This is a genomic window from Amycolatopsis sp. NPDC043889, from assembly GCF_056435645.1.
In genome coordinates this window covers 148,540-162,126 of record NZ_JBWKEC010000005.1, presented here as the reverse complement: position 1 = coordinate 162,126, position 13,587 = coordinate 148,540, and the positions used below count along the sequence as shown (strand labels likewise).

Annotated in this window: 20 protein-coding genes; 14 read left to right on the top strand and 6 right to left on the bottom strand. The window is 70.1% G+C overall.

Annotated elements, in window-relative coordinates:
* Positions 1–259: 259 nt before the first annotated feature.
* The 4 genes from shbA to AC0685_RS12955 form a co-directional block, all read right to left on the bottom strand.
* The gene (shbA, locus tag AC0685_RS12970) at positions 260–916 is read right to left on the bottom strand and encodes an RNA polymerase sigma factor ShbA (protein WP_233621370.1); all 657 of its coding nucleotides are present in this window, start codon (positions 914–916) and stop codon (positions 260–262) included.
* A 250-nt stretch (positions 917–1,166) separates the two neighbouring features.
* A complete protein-coding gene (locus tag AC0685_RS12965; RefSeq protein WP_340687246.1) occupies positions 1,167–1,469 on the bottom strand; it encodes a DUF202 domain-containing protein in 303 nt (100 codons plus the stop codon).
* Positions 1,466–1,816 (bottom strand): YidH family protein, encoded by a 351-nt coding sequence (locus tag AC0685_RS12960; protein ID WP_340687247.1) that lies wholly within the window; start codon positions 1,814–1,816, stop codon positions 1,466–1,468. Before AC0685_RS12960 ends, AC0685_RS12965 begins: the two co-directional genes overlap by 4 nt.
* A gap of 10 nt (positions 1,817–1,826) precedes the next feature.
* On the bottom strand, positions 1,827–2,282 hold the full coding sequence (locus AC0685_RS12955; protein ID WP_478225686.1) for a GtrA family protein: 456 nt from the start codon (positions 2,280–2,282) through the stop codon (positions 1,827–1,829).
* Positions 2,283–2,454: 172 nt separating this feature from the next.
* On the opposite strand from AC0685_RS12955, the gene AC0685_RS12950 reads away from it, so the two are divergent.
* Both AC0685_RS12950 and AC0685_RS12945 read left to right on the top strand, forming a co-directional pair.
* A complete protein-coding gene (locus tag AC0685_RS12950) occupies positions 2,455–2,670 on the top strand; it encodes a hypothetical protein (RefSeq protein WP_125673288.1) in 216 nt (71 codons plus the stop codon).
* Between the two features lie 81 nt (positions 2,671–2,751).
* Positions 2,752–3,063 carry a hypothetical protein gene (locus tag AC0685_RS12945; RefSeq protein WP_005153325.1) on the top strand — a complete coding sequence of 104 codons (312 nt, stop codon included), beginning with the start codon at positions 2,752–2,754 and terminating at the stop codon, positions 3,061–3,063.
* 12 nt (positions 3,064–3,075) lie between these two features.
* Here the strand turns inward: AC0685_RS12945 and AC0685_RS12940 are convergent, their stop codons facing one another.
* Both AC0685_RS12940 and AC0685_RS12935 read right to left on the bottom strand, forming a co-directional pair.
* Positions 3,076–4,200 carry a glycerate kinase gene (locus AC0685_RS12940; protein ID WP_478225685.1) on the bottom strand — a complete coding sequence of 375 codons (1,125 nt, stop codon included), beginning with the start codon at positions 4,198–4,200 and terminating at the stop codon, positions 3,076–3,078.
* Positions 4,197–5,162, bottom strand: a complete 966-nt coding sequence (locus AC0685_RS12935) for a 2-hydroxyacid dehydrogenase (protein ID WP_478225683.1) — start codon at positions 5,160–5,162, stop codon at positions 4,197–4,199. The genes AC0685_RS12940 and AC0685_RS12935 overlap by 4 nt, the downstream gene beginning before the upstream one ends.
* 156 nt (positions 5,163–5,318) lie before the next feature.
* Between AC0685_RS12935 and AC0685_RS12930 the strand changes: the two genes are divergently transcribed.
* The 12 genes from AC0685_RS12930 to AC0685_RS12875 all read left to right on the top strand — a co-directional run bounded on the left by AC0685_RS12930 (position 5,319) and on the right by AC0685_RS12875 (position 13,586).
* Positions 5,319–5,492 (top strand): hypothetical protein, encoded by a 174-nt coding sequence (locus AC0685_RS12930; RefSeq protein WP_478225682.1) that lies wholly within the window; start codon positions 5,319–5,321, stop codon positions 5,490–5,492.
* Positions 5,489–5,842 (top strand): hypothetical protein, encoded by a 354-nt coding sequence (locus tag AC0685_RS12925; protein WP_478225681.1) that lies wholly within the window; start codon positions 5,489–5,491, stop codon positions 5,840–5,842. The genes AC0685_RS12930 and AC0685_RS12925 overlap by 4 nt, the downstream gene beginning before the upstream one ends.
* Positions 5,843–5,921: 79 nt before the next feature.
* Positions 5,922–6,731, top strand: coding sequence for a CoA transferase subunit A (locus AC0685_RS12920; RefSeq protein ID WP_478225680.1), 810 nt, complete (start codon positions 5,922–5,924; stop codon positions 6,729–6,731).
* Positions 6,728–7,483: a CoA-transferase subunit beta gene (locus AC0685_RS12915; protein WP_340687253.1), complete on the top strand. Its 756-nt coding sequence runs from the start codon at positions 6,728–6,730 to the stop codon at positions 7,481–7,483. The genes AC0685_RS12920 and AC0685_RS12915 overlap by 4 nt, the downstream gene beginning before the upstream one ends.
* Positions 7,480–8,658 (top strand): thiolase family protein, encoded by a 1,179-nt coding sequence (locus AC0685_RS12910; protein WP_478225679.1) that lies wholly within the window; start codon positions 7,480–7,482, stop codon positions 8,656–8,658. The genes AC0685_RS12915 and AC0685_RS12910 overlap by 4 nt, the downstream gene beginning before the upstream one ends.
* Positions 8,659–8,686: 28 nt before the next feature.
* Complete coding sequence (gene pcaH, locus AC0685_RS12905) at positions 8,687–9,421, top strand: protocatechuate 3,4-dioxygenase subunit beta (protein ID WP_478225678.1); 735 nt, start codon at positions 8,687–8,689, stop codon at positions 9,419–9,421.
* Positions 9,421–9,969, top strand: a complete 549-nt coding sequence (gene pcaG / locus AC0685_RS12900) for a protocatechuate 3,4-dioxygenase subunit alpha (protein ID WP_478225677.1) — start codon at positions 9,421–9,423, stop codon at positions 9,967–9,969. The genes pcaH and pcaG overlap by 1 nt, the downstream gene beginning before the upstream one ends.
* A complete protein-coding gene (gene pcaD / locus AC0685_RS12895) occupies positions 9,962–10,741 on the top strand; it encodes a 3-oxoadipate enol-lactonase (protein WP_478225676.1) in 780 nt (259 codons plus the stop codon). Before pcaG ends, pcaD begins: the two co-directional genes overlap by 8 nt.
* On the top strand, positions 10,738–11,142 hold the full coding sequence (gene pcaC / locus AC0685_RS12890) for a 4-carboxymuconolactone decarboxylase (RefSeq protein WP_340687258.1): 405 nt from the start codon (positions 10,738–10,740) through the stop codon (positions 11,140–11,142). The genes pcaD and pcaC overlap by 4 nt, the downstream gene beginning before the upstream one ends.
* Positions 11,143–11,313: 171 nt before the next feature.
* On the top strand, positions 11,314–12,120 hold the full coding sequence (locus tag AC0685_RS12885; RefSeq protein ID WP_478225675.1) for an IclR family transcriptional regulator domain-containing protein: 807 nt from the start codon (positions 11,314–11,316) through the stop codon (positions 12,118–12,120).
* A complete protein-coding gene (locus AC0685_RS12880; protein ID WP_478225674.1) occupies positions 12,113–12,682 on the top strand; it encodes a nucleotidyltransferase family protein in 570 nt (189 codons plus the stop codon). The genes AC0685_RS12885 and AC0685_RS12880 overlap by 8 nt, the downstream gene beginning before the upstream one ends.
* 31 nt (positions 12,683–12,713) lie before the next feature.
* On the top strand, positions 12,714–13,586 hold the full coding sequence (locus AC0685_RS12875; protein ID WP_478225673.1) for an AAA family ATPase: 873 nt from the start codon (positions 12,714–12,716) through the stop codon (positions 13,584–13,586).
* Position 13,587 lies beyond the last annotated feature (1 nt).

Sequence of the window (13,587 nt, the reverse complement as noted above, 5' to 3'; positions counted from 1 at the left end):
GGGTTCGCTGCCGATCGCCGGTGACCACGGATGATCGTCGTGGCTCCGGTGTTCGTCGCCCATCGCAGAGCGATGGAGTCGCGCACTCAGGCGTGGCATTCCGGGCGGAACCGGATCCATCGGTGATCGCGAAGTTGCCCCGGGCGGTCGGCGTCGCCGAACTGCGGCGGTGAATCGCTCCGAGCGGAAGAAGTGGGCGGCGCGGGGTCCGGGCGCCTGAGAGCCGCCGATCGACGACCTGCGGCAGGGGGACGAAAGATCAGAACTCGTCCTGCTTGACCATCGTCCGCAGGCGGGCCAGTGCGCGGTGCTGCGTCACGCGCACGTTGCCGGCGGAGATCCCGAGCGCTTCGGCGGTTTCGGCGGCGGACAGGCCGACGGCGATGCGGAGGGCGAGGATCTCCTGCTGCACCCGCGGCAGGGTGGAGAGCAGGCGGCTGAGCCGGGCACCGAGGTCCAGGTGCAGGGCGTGCGTTTCGGGTTCGTTGTCGCCGATGGGCCGTTCCGGCAGTTCCGGGACCGGTTCCGACCGGTCGCGGGAGACCGCGCGGTAGGCGTCCGCGACCTTGTTGGCGGCGATGGCGTGCACGAGGTAGAGGAACGAGCCGCCGCGATCCTGATAGCCGGGCAGCGCCTTCAACACCGCCATGCACACTTCCTGCGCGACGTCGTCCGCCGACAGGTAGGACAGGTCGCGGCCGCCCATTCTGGCGCGGCAGTAGCGGACCACGACGGGGCCGATCATCCGCAGGAGGGACTGGATCGCGGCGGGATTCCCGTCGCCCGCGTCCTTGACGAGGGGGTCGAGGTCCTCCTTCGTCAGCCGTCCGCCCGGTCGAGGCAGGTTCTCCGGAGTCGTGTATCCGGGGACCGCATCGGGGGTGACGGTTCTGGACGCGCTGGAAGTTGCTTGCATGGTCGTCCTCCCCGGCCGACCCTGCGACCTTCGCTGTCGAGGGGTCAACACTCCGTAACGATTGAGGGCGGCAGATGCTCCGTAAGATCAGATTCATCTGCCGCCGTTGCGACGCAGCGTAATCGTAGGCGTCGATCGGACGGCAGTAAAGATTTCAACTAGAGATAGCCCATTCGCCGGAGTCGGCTTAATACAACCGAGACTCTGCGCCGGGAAAACGGGCTCCGAGGTAGCTGGACGTGTGCGCCACTTAGCGCACCGCGATCAGCGCGACCGCTGTCGCTACGACGAGTGCCGATGCCGTGACAGCAACGACTCTGTTAAGAGGTTTCGGGGTTCCCGGGCGGCGGAGTGCTCGTTCACGGATCGCGCCGGTGGCGACCAAGGTGATCACCATGGCGCCCGCGAACGCGACCGGGACGACCGCCGTCCCCCAGCCCCGCCGGGCCGCGGTGTGCAAGAGCAGGAGTGTGCAGGCAGTAGCCGCGAGCGCGGTCCGGCGCCACGCCAGCCCGGTCCGCTCCGCTTGCGCTCCGTGATCGCGCGGGCTCACGAAAAGACCACGAGCGCCGCCGCCGTCAGGGTGATCGCGAGGATCCCGGCGGTCAGCAGGATCAGCATCCCGCTCTTCGGCAGCGGCCGTCCCGCGCGCATCGCGCTCTGCACCTGCCGCCAGCGTGGATACGCGCTCGCCGCGACGACGGCGGCCAGCAGGACGCACAATCCCGCCAGGACGGTGCTCAACGCGCTCGGGTCGGGAACCAGCTGATGGACGGCGACGCCGCCGGCCAGCAGGCCGAGGGCCGTCCGGAGCCAGGCGAGGAAGGTCCGTTCGTTGGCGAGCGTGAATCGGTAATCGGGTTCGGAGCCGCCGTCGTGCGGGCCGTTGATCTCTGCCACTTGAAGGAGACTAGGCGTTCCGGCGCGCGAAGACCCACCAGCGAAGGACCGCGAAGCGCGCGATGCCGCCCACGACGCTGGCCGCGAGCAGGGCGCCTGTCTGTTCCAGCGCGGTCGGCTCGGTGATCACCGCGTCGAGCGACGCGAGCACGATCGAGCCGTACGCGGCGTAGAAGGCGAAGGTCACCAGATCCTGGAAATGCCGTTTGCCCGCGTTGCTCTTCCGGGTGGCGAAGGTGACCCTGCGGTGGAATTCGGTGTTCCCGACGGTCGTGACCGCGAGCGCGACCAGATTGGCGAACTGGGGGCCGAGGATCGGCTGCAGGACAAGGAACACCACCGCCTGCAGGCCGGTGGCGGCGACGCCGGCGACGACGTACCAAGCGGCATGGTTGCCGAGTTCGTGATGCCGCTCCGGCGCGCGCCGGATGATCCGGTGCCCTGGCGCCCACCTGGTGGTGGTCATACCGACGACGCTACTCCTTGTTTCACAAACTCGTGAAGGTAGTGAACCACCTGAGAAACTGTGATCCCCGCGACAGCGCCGCCGTTTGGCCTGCGGAGACGCCGGGTAAGCCACAGGGACCGGGTCGAGTACAGCACGCCCCGGCCAACGTCCGACCAGGAGGGAGCGGCCGATGAGCGACCGGGAGACCGCGGAGCCGGAGACGTTGGATCCCAGCGAGGCACTCGACGAGGACGAACTCCGCGTCGACCCGCTCGAAGAAGGCGTCGAACCGCCCGAGCACTGGAGCGGGGCAGACCGCTTCGGGACAACGCCCGCGGAGATCCACGAAGGGGAGTCGCACGCCATGCGGCTGGCCGAGGAGGAGCCGGACGTCGGCGAGAAGTGATCTTCACTCACACGGCGGGCTGTGCCGACAGCCCCTAGCGTGGTCGGTCAAGTGCAAGACCGCGACGAAGGAAGGGCAGAGATGCTGACAGTCACCGAAGCCGCCGCCGAGGCGATCACCGCACTGACCGGCCAGGAGAACGGCCAGGACGGGGGCGGACTGCGGTTCGCGATGCATTCCCAGCAGGGGGACAGTCCCCAGCTCGCGGTTTCCGTCGCCCCCGAACCGGAAAGCGGCGACAAGGTACTCGGCGCCGACGGCGGTCCGAAGGTGTTCTTGGAGCCGGAAGCCGCCGCGTTGCTCGACGACAAGGTGCTCGACGTTCAGCAGGACGAAACCGGCGAAGTCGCCTTCGCCGTACTCCCGCAGGCTCAGCCCCAGCCTGGCAGCTGAGCCCGGCGGGTCTTAAGTCCGGGCCCAGGCGCGGACCAGCTCGCCGGCCCGCTCGCGCAGGAGTTCCGCCGCGTGCGCACGCGCGTGGTCGAGCGAAGGCGCGTGGTCGATCAGGGCGGCGCTGCCCACGACCCCGAGGCCGGCGAGCTGGCTCTGGTCCAGCTGGATCCGTCCGGCCAGCACCATCAGCGGCACCGCGTGCTCCTGCGCGCGGGCCGCGATGCCCGCCGGGGCCTTGCCGTCGAGGCTCTGCTCGTCCAGCGAGCCCTCGCCGGTGATGACGAGGTCGGCGCGTTCGATGGCGTCGGCGACCCCGGTGAGCCCGGCGATGAGCTGGAAGCCGGATTCGACGCTCGCGCCGAGTCCCGCGATCGCGCCGGCGGCGACCCCGCCGCCCGCGCCCGCCCCGGGAAGATCGGAGACATCGGGGGTCCCGGCGTTCCGCAACGCCTGCGCCCAGCGGGACAGGGACTCGTCCAGTCGCTCGACCTCGCGCGGGCCCGCGCCTTTCTGCGGGCCGAAGATCGCGGCCGCGCCACGGGGCCCGAGCAACGGGTTCGTCACGTCGGTGGCGACGGCGACCTCGACGGAGCCGAGCCGTTCGCGCACCGGGCCGAGTTCGGCCAGGGCGACACGGCCCAGCGTGCCGCCGCCGAGCCCGACCGGCGCGCCGAACGCGTCGAAGACCCCGGCACCCAGCGCCGCCAGCATCCCGGCGCCGCCGTCGGTGCTCGCCGTTCCGCCGACGGTCAGCACCAGGCGTCGCGCGCCGTTGTCGAGCGCGTGCGCGAGGAGTTCGCCGACACCCCAGGTGTGCGCGGCCAGCGCCACTTCCGGGCTCGGCTCCACGAATTCGATGCCGCACGCGCGGGCCGATTCGATGTAGGCGGTTCCGTCGAGCAGCACGTAGCGCGCGTCGACGGTGTCGTCGAGCGGGCCGCGGACCGGGAGTTCCACGAGACGGCCACCTGCCGCGACGAGGACGTCGAGCGTTCCTTCGCCGCCGTCGGCGACCGGACAGGAGGAGACCTCGGCTCCGGGCAGCGCGTCGCGGACGCCGTGGGCGATCGCCTCCGCGGCCTCGACCGCGGTCAAGCTTCCCTTGAACTTGTCGGGCGCGATGACCACGCGAGTCATGGACGAACCTCCGTCAGCGGGTTTCCGCCGGTGAGCACCGACGCGACGTTCTCGGCCGCGAGCACGGCCATGGCGGTACGGGTCTCGACCGTCGCCGATCCCAGATGCGGCGTCAAGACGACGTTTTCACGGTTCAGCAGGCGTGGTTCGACCTCGGGTTCGGCCTCGAACACGTCGAGGCCCGCTCCGGCGATCTCGCCCGCTTCGAGCGCGTCCGCCAGCGCGGTCTCGTGGACGACGGGGCCACGTGTGGTGTTGATCAGGTACGCGCCCGGTTTCATCGACTTCAGCGCGTCCGCGTCGATGAGGTGCCGGGTCTCGGGCGTCAGCGGGCAGTGCAGCGACACGACGTCGGAGCTTCGCACCAGTTCGCCGAAGGACACGTACTCCGCGCCCAGGGTCTTCTCGACTTCTTCGGGGGCCCGCGATCGTCCTGAGTAGACGATCCGCATGCCGAAACCCAGTGCCCGCCGCGCGACCGCCTGCCCGATCTGGCCGAGCCCGACGATCCCGAGTGTCTTGTCCTGCAGTGAAGAGCCGAGCAGGAAGCCCAGATGGAACGACCAGGGGGTGCGCGAGCGGAGCAGCCGTTCGCCCTCGCCGAGCCGTCGCGTGACCGCGAGGATCAGCCCGAACGCCAGATCCGCGGTGGCGTCGGTGAGCACACCGGGGGTGTTGGTGACGGTGATCCCGCGCTCCGACAGCGCCGCGACGTCGACGTTGTCGTAGCCGACGGCCACGTTCGCCACGACCTTCAGCTCCGGGCCCGCCGCGTCGGCGACCTCGCCGTCGAGCCGGTCGTGCAGCATGCCGACGATCGCGGACGCGCCCCGGACGAACTCGAGCAGTTCGTCCCGCGTCAGCGGGCGGTCGGCGCGCGAAAGTTTCACCTCCCCGGCTTCGGCGAGCACTTTCAGCGCTTCGTCGGGAATCCACCGGGTCACCGCGATCTTCGAGGTCACGTCCTCAGCCTAGTGTGCGCCGGTTGGTATCCCAAACATGGAAATCCCCGCTATGAGGGAGACGCTTCCCCTGCGCGGGGGAGTCGTCACCCTCGGGCACCCCGGGATGGTGATGAGCGCGGAAAAGTTCCGCGAGCAGGGGATTCCAGGGGGAACATGAAACGATCACGAGAACTCGCCGCCGTCGGCGTCGCGATGGTCCTCGCCACGGCGCCGTCCGAGCCGAGTCTGGTCGGTAGCGCCAAGATGCTGCGCAAGGACGGCCAGGACGTCCGGTTCGCCTTCGACGCGAAGGTCTCTTCCCGGAAAGCCGGGGGACGTTCCGGGTGAGTCACGTCGGCGGCGGGTTCTCCGCCTGCTTCCGGGGCAGGATCGACTGCCCTGTCGTCGGCGGCCCGGTCGCCGTGGTCACCGGCATCGTCGAGGACGCGGACGTCCCCGGCCTCAAGGACCGCCGGGTCGGGATGACGGTGTACGACAACGGCAGGCGCGACAGGCTCGGCTGCAGCTGGGGTCCTGATCCCGAGCACAAGTCAGTCGTGCCGCCCTGTATGAGCTGTGCTCCGTTCGAGACGGGGGACTACAAGGCCGTCGAACGGTTCCCGCCCGCCCGGCAGTGGGATCAGCTGAGCCGGAGTCCTTTCCGGGCGGTGCCGGGCGGTGATCGTCGCCCAAAGTAAGGAGTGCGCGGGCCTGCCGAACCGTGCTATGTTCATATGCAGAACATGTGTGCGCGATCCGAACAAGCCGGGAGTGGGGATGGCTGAGCTGCTGTCGTTGAAGGAGGCCGTGGCACGGCTGGTGCACGACGGGGACACCGTCGCGCTGGAGGGCTTCACGCACCTCATCCCCGTGGCCGCCGGTCACGAGATCATCCGCCAGCGCCGCACCGGCCTGACGTTGATCCGCATGACCCCGGACATCGTCTACGACCAGCTCATCGGCGCGGCCTGCGCGAGCAAGCTGATCTTCTCGTGGGGTGGCAACCCCGGAGTCGGCTCACTGCACCGGTTCCGTGACGCGGTCCAGCATTCCTGGCCGGTACCACTGGAGATAGAGGAACACAGTCACGCGGGCATGGCGAATCGGTACGTCGCCGGTGCCTCGGGCCTGCCGTTCGCCGTCCTGCGCGGGTACACCGGCACGGATCTCGCCGCGCACACCGACACGATCAAGCCCATCACCTGCCCGTTCACCGGTGAGCGGCTGGCCGCCGTGCCCGCCCTCAACCCGGACGTCACGATCGTCCACGCCCAGCGCGCGGACAGGTCCGGCAACGTCCAGATCTGGGGGATCACCGGCGTGCAGAAGGAGGCGGTGCTCGCGGCGAAGCGGTCACTGGTCACCGTCGAGGAGGTCGTGGACGAGCTGGAGCCCCGGCCGGGCGCGATCGTGCTGCCGTCGTGGGCCGTCACCGCCGTGGCCGAGGTGCCCGGCGGCGCGAGGCCGTCGTACGCGGCGGGCTACTACGAACGGGACAACGACGCCTACCAGTCATGGGACGCGATCGGCCGGGACAGGGAGAGCTTCACCCGCTGGCTCGACGAGCTGACGGGGGTGAAGGCATGACCGAGTACACCTCCGACGAGATGATGAGCGTCGCCGCCGCTCGCGCGCTCGGCGACGGGATGTCCTGTTTCGTGGGGATCGGCCTGCCGAGCACGGCCGCCAACCTGGCCCGACGCGGGCACGCGCCGAACCTGACGCTCATCTACGAATCCGGTTGCCTCGGGGCCAAGCCGAGCAGGCTCCCGTTGTCCATCGGCGACGGTGAACTCGCCGACACCGCGGACGCCGTGGTCAGCGTTCCCGAGGTCTTCAACTACTGGCTCCAGCCGGGCCGGATCGACGTCGGTTTCCTCGGTGCCGCCCAGCTCGACAAATTCGGCAACATCAACACCACCGTCATCGGCCCGGACTACGCCAATCCCAAGGTGCGCCTGCCCGGGGCGGGCGGCGCTCCGGAGATCGCCGCCTCCTGTCGCGAGGTGTTCGTGGTGCTCCGGCAGAGCACCCGCACGTTCGTCGAGAAGGTCGACTTCGTGACCTCGTTCGGCCACGGCACCGGCAAGGGTGATCGCGAGCGCCTCGGTCTCCCCGGCGCCGGGCCGACGCTGGTGGTCACCGACCTCGGCCTGATGCGGCCGGACCCGGAGACCTCCGAGCTCACGCTGACCGAGCTGCACCCCGGGGTCGAGGTCGATCAGGTCGTCGCGGCGACCGGGTGGAAACTGAAGGTGGCAGGCGACCTGGGAACCACCCCGGCGCCGACTGAGGCAGAACTCCGCATCCTCCGAGACCTCACAAGGGCGAGCGCATGACCGACGTCTTCCTGTTCGACGCCATCCGTACCCCGTTCGGCAAGTACGGCGGCGCCCTGTCCGGGGTTCGCCCGGACGACCTCGCCGCCACCGTCCTGCGGGCGCTGGCCGAGCGCAACGACCTCGACCCGGCCACCGTCGACGAGGTGGTGCTCGGTGACGCCAACGGCGCGGGCGAGGACAACCGGAACGTCGCGCGGATGGCGGCTCTGCTCGCGGGCTGGCCGACGTCCGTGCCCGGTGCCACGGTCAACCGCCTGTGCGGATCCGGCCTCGACGCCGTCATGCAGGCCAGCCGGTCGGTCCAGGTCGGCGACGCCTCGCTCGCCGTCGCGGGCGGGGTGGAGTCGATGAGCCGCTCGCCGCTGGTCATGCAGAAACCGGAGAAGGCCTTCCCGGCGGGCAACCAGACCCTGTACTCCACCGCGCTGGGCTGGCGCATGGTCAACCCGGAGATGCCCGAGCAGTGGACGGTCTCGCTCGGTGAGTCCACCGAGCAGCTCGCCGAGCGCTACGGCATCGGCCGCGACGAACAGGACGCGTTCGCCGTCCGCAGCCACGTCAACGCCGCCCGCGCCTGGGACGAGGGGTTCTACGACGACCACGTCGTCCCCGTCGAGGGAGTCGGACTCACTCGCGACGAAGGCATCCGGCCCGATTCCAGCCTGGAAAAGCTCGCGAAGCTGAAGCCGGTCTTCCGTCCACAAGGGACGGTCACGGCCGCGAACGCGTCGCCGTTGAACGACGGCGCCTCCGCGCTGCTGCTCGGTGACGAGGCGGCGGGGAAGCGGCTCGGCAAGGCCCCGCTGGCCCGGATCGCCGGCCGGGGTGCGGCGGGCGTCGACCCGGACGTCTTCGGCATCGGCCCGGTACGCGCGGCGGAGATCGCCCTGGAGCGGGCCGGGATCGGCTGGGAAGACCTGGCCGCCGTCGAACTGAACGAGGCCTTCGCCGCGCAGTCGCTGGCCTGCCTGCGGGACTGGTCGAAGCTCGACCCGGAGCTCGTCAACGTGAACGGCGGCGCGATCGCGATCGGGCATCCGCTGGGCGCCTCCGGCGGCCGGATCCTCGGCACGCTGGCCCACCACCTGCGCCGCACCGGCGGCAGGTGGGGTCTGGCCGCCATCTGCATCGGCGTCGGCCAGGGGCTGGCCGTCGTCCTCGAAGCCCAGTGACCCACTGACCCGCGCTGGAGGGAACAGCATGTCCGCACCCGCAGAACTGAGGCTCCCGCGCTATCGGCGCGATCCGGAGGGCACACATCCGCCGCTCGACTACGCCGGCTATCGGTCGACGGCGCTGCGGCACCCGAAAGAGCCGTTGATCGTGCTCCCGCATCTGCTGACCGAGGTCACCGGCCCCGCGCTGGGGCCGGGCCGGATCGGCGAGTTCGACAACGACCTCACCAAGGGGCACGCGGGGGAGCCGCAGGGCCAGCGGATCATCGTCACCGGACGGCTGCTCGACGGCGGCGGGCGGCCGATCCGCGATTCGCTGGTGGAGATCTGGCAGGCGAACGCGGGGGGCCGGTACCGGCACACCGGTGATCGCTGGCCGTCGCCGCTGGACCCCAACTTCGACGGCGCGGGCCGGACGCTCACCGACTCCGAAGGGCGTTACACCTTCACCACCATCAAACCGGGCGCGTACCCGTGGAAGAACCACGACAACGCCTGGCGGCCGGCGCATATCCACTTCTCCGTGTTCGGCAGCGCGTTCACCCAGCGGCTGGTCACCCAGATGTACTTCCCGGAAGACCCGCTGTTCTCGCAGGACCCGATCTTCAACTCGATCCCGGACGAGAAGGCGCGGCAGCGGATGATCGCGCGCTTCGACCTCGACCGCACGGAAGCCGAGTGGGCGCTGGCCTTCCAGTTCGACATCGTCGTGCGCGGCCGCGAGGCTTCGGTCTTCGAAGACGAGGAGGACGAGCACTGATGCCGGAGACGACGCCTTCCCAGACCGTCGGCCCGTACCTGTCCATCGGCCTGCCCTGGCCGGACGGGCCGGACGTCGTCCCCGCGGACGAGCCTGCCGCGGTCCGGATCCACGGCCGCGTCCTCGACGGCGCGGGAGAACCCGTCCCGGACGCGATGATCGAGACCTGGCAGGCCGACGCCGACGGCCGGTTCGATCACGCCGACGACCCGCGCGGGCCGGTCGCGAGCGGGTTCCGGGGCTTCGGACGCTGCCCCACCGATCCGGGCGGCAACTACGAGATCCGGACGATCATGCCCGGTTCGCTGCCCGGTCCGGCGGGCAGCACGCAGGCGCCGCATATCGACGTCTCGGTGTTCGCGCGCGGACTCCTGCACCGGGTGGTCACCCGGATCTACTTCGAGGACAACGACAACTCCGGGGATCCGGTGCTGGCGTCGGTCCCGGAGGCCCGCCGGGGAACCTTGGTCGCCACCAAGGCCGGCGACGGCTACCGGTTCGACATCCGGTTGCAGGGCGAGGGAGAGACGGTGTTCTTCGATGTCTGAGCCGGTGAAGGTGCACAGCGTCGCGGAAGGGCCCGCGGACGGCCCTGCCGTGGTGTTCAGCGGATCGCTCGGCAGCGATCGCCGCATGTGGGAGCCGCAGGTGAAACCCTTGGTGGAGCAGGGTTTCCGGGTGATCCGATACGACAACCGCGGGCATGGCGCGTCACCCGTGCCGCCCGGTCCGTACACCCTCGCGGAGCTCGGCGGTGACCTGCTCGCACTGCTCGACGAGCACGGTGCCGAGCGGGCTCATGTCGTCGGGCTCTCGCTCGGCGGGATGACCGGGATGTGGCTGGGCGTGAACGCGCCGGACCGGATCGCGAGCCTCGTCCTGTGTTGCACGTCCGCGAAGCTCGGGCCGCCGAGCATGTGGGCGGACAGGGCGAAGACGGTCCGCGAGAAGGGCACCGCCGCGGTCGCCGAGGCCGGGGTCGGCCGCTGGCTGACCGCCGGTTACGCCGCCGCCCACCCCGAGCGGGCCGGGTACCTGCGCGAGATGATCGCGAGCGTCCCCGCCGAGGGCTACGCGTCGTCCTGCCAGGCCATCGAAACGATGGACCTCGTCGGCGACCTGCCCAAGATCGCGGCTCGGACCCTGGTGATCGCCGGGGCCGAGGATCCGGCCACCCCGGTCGAACACGCCGAGGTGATCGCGGGCGGCATCCCGGACGCGCGGCTCGAAGTCGTCGAAGGCGCCGCGCATCTCGGGAGCTTCGAACAGCCCGAGCGGTTCACCGCGTTGATCCTCGAACACCTGGAGGCCGCCCGATGACCGACGACACCTACGAGACCGGCATGAAGGTGCGCCGCGAGGTCCTCGGGGACGCGCACGTCGATCGGGCGGTCGCCCGCACCACCGAGTTCAGCCGCCCGTTCCAGGACTACATCACCCGGGGCGCCTGGGGGTCGGTCTGGTCGAGGGACGGGCTCGACCGCAAGACCCGCAGCTGCGTCACCCTGGCCGCGCTCACCGCGCTGCACGCCCACGACGAGCTCGCGATGCACGTCCGTGCCGCCGTCCACAATGGACTCACCGCGCGGGAGATCTCCGAGGTCCTGCTGCACACCGCCGTCTATACGGGTGCCCCGGCCGCCAACACCGCGTTCGCCGTCGCCCAGCGGGTCCTGGCCGAACTCGGTGAGCCTGCCGCCCAGGAAAAGGGAGGCCGCTAGGACGTGTCCGGTAACTCTGTCCGCGGTCTTCGCGCCCAAGCGGTCCCTGACGGCACGGGCGGTTCAGCCGAGTGCAACCCGGTACGAGGCCGAACCGCCCGCACCGTCAGGAACCACTTGGATCACGAAGCCCATCGAACAGAGTTACCGGACACGTCCTAGGGTTCTCATATGGACGAAGGCGAGGTGACCGAGCGCGGGGCGCATCATGTCCAGTCGCTGGAGCGCGGGCTGGCCGTGATCAAGGCGTTCAACGCGGACGCGGCGGAACTCACCCTGAGCGACGTCGCCCGCTCGACCGGGCTGACCAGGGCGGCCGCCCGCCGGTTCCTGCTCACCCTCGTCGACCTGGGGTACGTGCGTACGGACGGCAAGTACTTCTCGCTCACCGCGCGGGTCCTCGAACTCGGCTACTCGTATCTGTCGAGCCTGTCGCTCCCGGAGGTCGCCCAGCCGCATCTCGAGCGGCTTTCCGCCGAGGTGCACGAGTCGAGTTCGGTCTCGGTGCTCGAAGGCCGGGACATCGTCTACGTCGCGCGCGTGGCCGTATCGCGGATCATGACCGTCAGCATCAACGTCGGCACCCGCTTCCCGGCCCACGCGACGTCGATGGGACATGTCCTACTGGCCGGCCTCGATGACGCCGACCTGCGGGACTACCTTGCCGGAGCGAAGCTCGACAAGCTCACCGTGCGGACCAAGAGCCGGCCGGAGGAACTACTCGCCGAACTGGTCAGGGTCTACGAGCAGGGTTACGCGATGGTCGACCAGGAACTCGAAGAGGGCCTCCGCTCGATCGCCGCGCCGATCCGTGACCGGCAGGGCAAGGTCGTGGCCGCGGTCAACCTCTCCACCCATGCCAGCCGCACCACACGTGAGTCGGTCGAACAGGAATTGCTGCCACCCCTGCTCGCGACGGCACGCGCCATCGAGACCGATCTGGCCTCGGCGCCGCCCACCAAAGCGCGGCATGGCTGAGGTCGCAGGGTTGCTGCTCGCGGCCGGAGCGGGGCGCCGGTTCGGCGGGCCGAAGGCACTGGCCGTCCTCGATGGGGAGCCGTTCGTCGTCCGGGCTCTGCGGGTACTCACCGACGCGGGCTGCGCGCCGGTCCGGGTGGTGCTGGGTGCCTCGGCCGCGGAAGTCCGCGCGCTCCTGCCCGCCCCCGAGGCCACCGTCGTGGCCGAAGACTGGGAGTCCGGCATGGGCGCGTCCTTGCGCGCGGGCCTGAGGGCGCTCGCCGGAACCGATGCCGAAGCCACCGTCGTGCATCTCGTGGATCTGCCCGGGGTCGGTGCCGAAGTGGTCAGCCGGGTCGCCGCCGGGGCCGACGAAGTCACCGTCGCGCGCGCCGCGTACGAAGGTGTTCCCGGCCATCCCGTCGTACTCGGCCGCCGATGGTGGCCGGAGATCTTGGCGGGCGCGTCCGGGGACAAGGGCGCCCGCGACTGGCTCAAGGGACGCCAGGACCTGCGGCTCGTCGAATGCGGCGACCTCGGCACCGGGCACGACGTGGACCGCCGCGAGGATCTTCCGGGCTGATCTCACGCTCGCCGAGGCTTACGATCGGCACGTGACCGTCGAATCGCCCGAGAAACTGGCCGAAGCCCTCGAAACGGTCGGCTACCTCGCCGACGACGGCATCGCCACGGCAGGGTTCCTCGCCGTGGCGCTCGGCCGCCCGCTGTTCTGCGAGGGCGAACCGGGCACCGGCAAGACTTCGCTCGCGCTGGGACTGGCCGAAGCGCTCGGCATACCGCTCATCCGGCTCCAGTGTCACGAAGGGATCGACGCGGCGCAGGCACTGTACGAATGGGACTTCCCCCGCCAGTTGCTGCATTTGCGCGCGCTGGAAGCCGCGGGTGACGGCGGCCTCGACGTCGAGGCCGCCGAACAGTCCCTCTACACCGAACGCTTCCTGCTCTCCCGGCCGCTGCTGAAGGCGTTGCAGACCGCTCCGTGTGTCCTGCTGGTCGACGAGATCGACCGGGCCGACGACGAATTCGAGGCCTTCCTGCTGCAACTCCTCGACGAGAACGCGGTGACGATCCCCGAGTTCGGCGAGGTGCGCGCCGAGCATCCGCCGCTTGTGGTGCTCACCTCCAACCGGACGCGGGAGGTGCACGACGCGCTGAAGCGCCGCTGTCTCTATCACTGGCTCGAACATCCGGACCTCGGCCGCGAGATCGAGATCCTGCGCCGCAAGATCCCGAACCTGGGCGAGGCGCTCGCGGCACAGGTCGCGACGGCGGTGCACCGGCTTCGCGCGATGGAGTTGCTGAAACCGCCCGGGGTGGCGGAATCCCTCGATTGGGCTCAGGCGCTCCTCGCGCTCGGGATGTCCGAATTGGACGCCGCGACCGCCGCCCGGACCCTCGGTTCGGTCCTCAAGTACAGCGAAGACCTGGACAGGGTCCGGGCCAAGCTGGACACACTGCTCGCCTGAG

Excerpts from the sequence above, each read along its gene's own strand:
- AC0685_RS12950 (WP_125673288.1), top strand. The coding sequence starts at position 2,455 with ATGAGCGACCGGGAGACCGCGGAGCCGGAGACGTTGGATCCCAGCGAG.
- AC0685_RS12930 (WP_478225682.1), top strand. The coding sequence starts at position 5,319 with ATGAAACGATCACGAGAACTCGCCGCCGTCGGCGTCGCGATGGTCCTC.
- AC0685_RS12920 (WP_478225680.1), top strand. The coding sequence starts at position 5,922 with ATGGCTGAGCTGCTGTCGTTGAAGGAGGCCGTGGCACGGCTGGTGCAC.
- AC0685_RS12955 (WP_478225686.1), bottom strand. The coding sequence starts at position 2,282 with ATGACCACCACCAGGTGGGCGCCAGGGCACCGGATCATCCGGCGCGCG.
- shbA (WP_233621370.1), bottom strand. The coding sequence starts at position 916 with ATGCAAGCAACTTCCAGCGCGTCCAGAACCGTCACCCCCGATGCGGTC.
- pcaH (WP_478225678.1), top strand. The coding sequence starts at position 8,687 with ATGTCCGCACCCGCAGAACTGAGGCTCCCGCGCTATCGGCGCGATCCG.
- AC0685_RS12910 (WP_478225679.1), top strand. The coding sequence starts at position 7,480 with ATGACCGACGTCTTCCTGTTCGACGCCATCCGTACCCCGTTCGGCAAG.
- pcaD (WP_478225676.1), top strand. The coding sequence starts at position 9,962 with ATGTCTGAGCCGGTGAAGGTGCACAGCGTCGCGGAAGGGCCCGCGGAC.
- AC0685_RS12885 (WP_478225675.1), top strand. The coding sequence starts at position 11,314 with ATGGACGAAGGCGAGGTGACCGAGCGCGGGGCGCATCATGTCCAGTCG.
- AC0685_RS12940 (WP_478225685.1), bottom strand. The coding sequence starts at position 4,200 with ATGACTCGCGTGGTCATCGCGCCCGACAAGTTCAAGGGAAGCTTGACC.
- AC0685_RS12915 (WP_340687253.1), top strand. The coding sequence starts at position 6,728 with ATGACCGAGTACACCTCCGACGAGATGATGAGCGTCGCCGCCGCTCGC.
- AC0685_RS12945 (WP_005153325.1), top strand. The coding sequence starts at position 2,752 with ATGCTGACAGTCACCGAAGCCGCCGCCGAGGCGATCACCGCACTGACC.
- pcaG (WP_478225677.1), top strand. The coding sequence starts at position 9,421 with ATGCCGGAGACGACGCCTTCCCAGACCGTCGGCCCGTACCTGTCCATC.
- pcaC (WP_340687258.1), top strand. The coding sequence starts at position 10,738 with ATGACCGACGACACCTACGAGACCGGCATGAAGGTGCGCCGCGAGGTC.
- AC0685_RS12880 (WP_478225674.1), top strand. The coding sequence starts at position 12,113 with ATGGCTGAGGTCGCAGGGTTGCTGCTCGCGGCCGGAGCGGGGCGCCGG.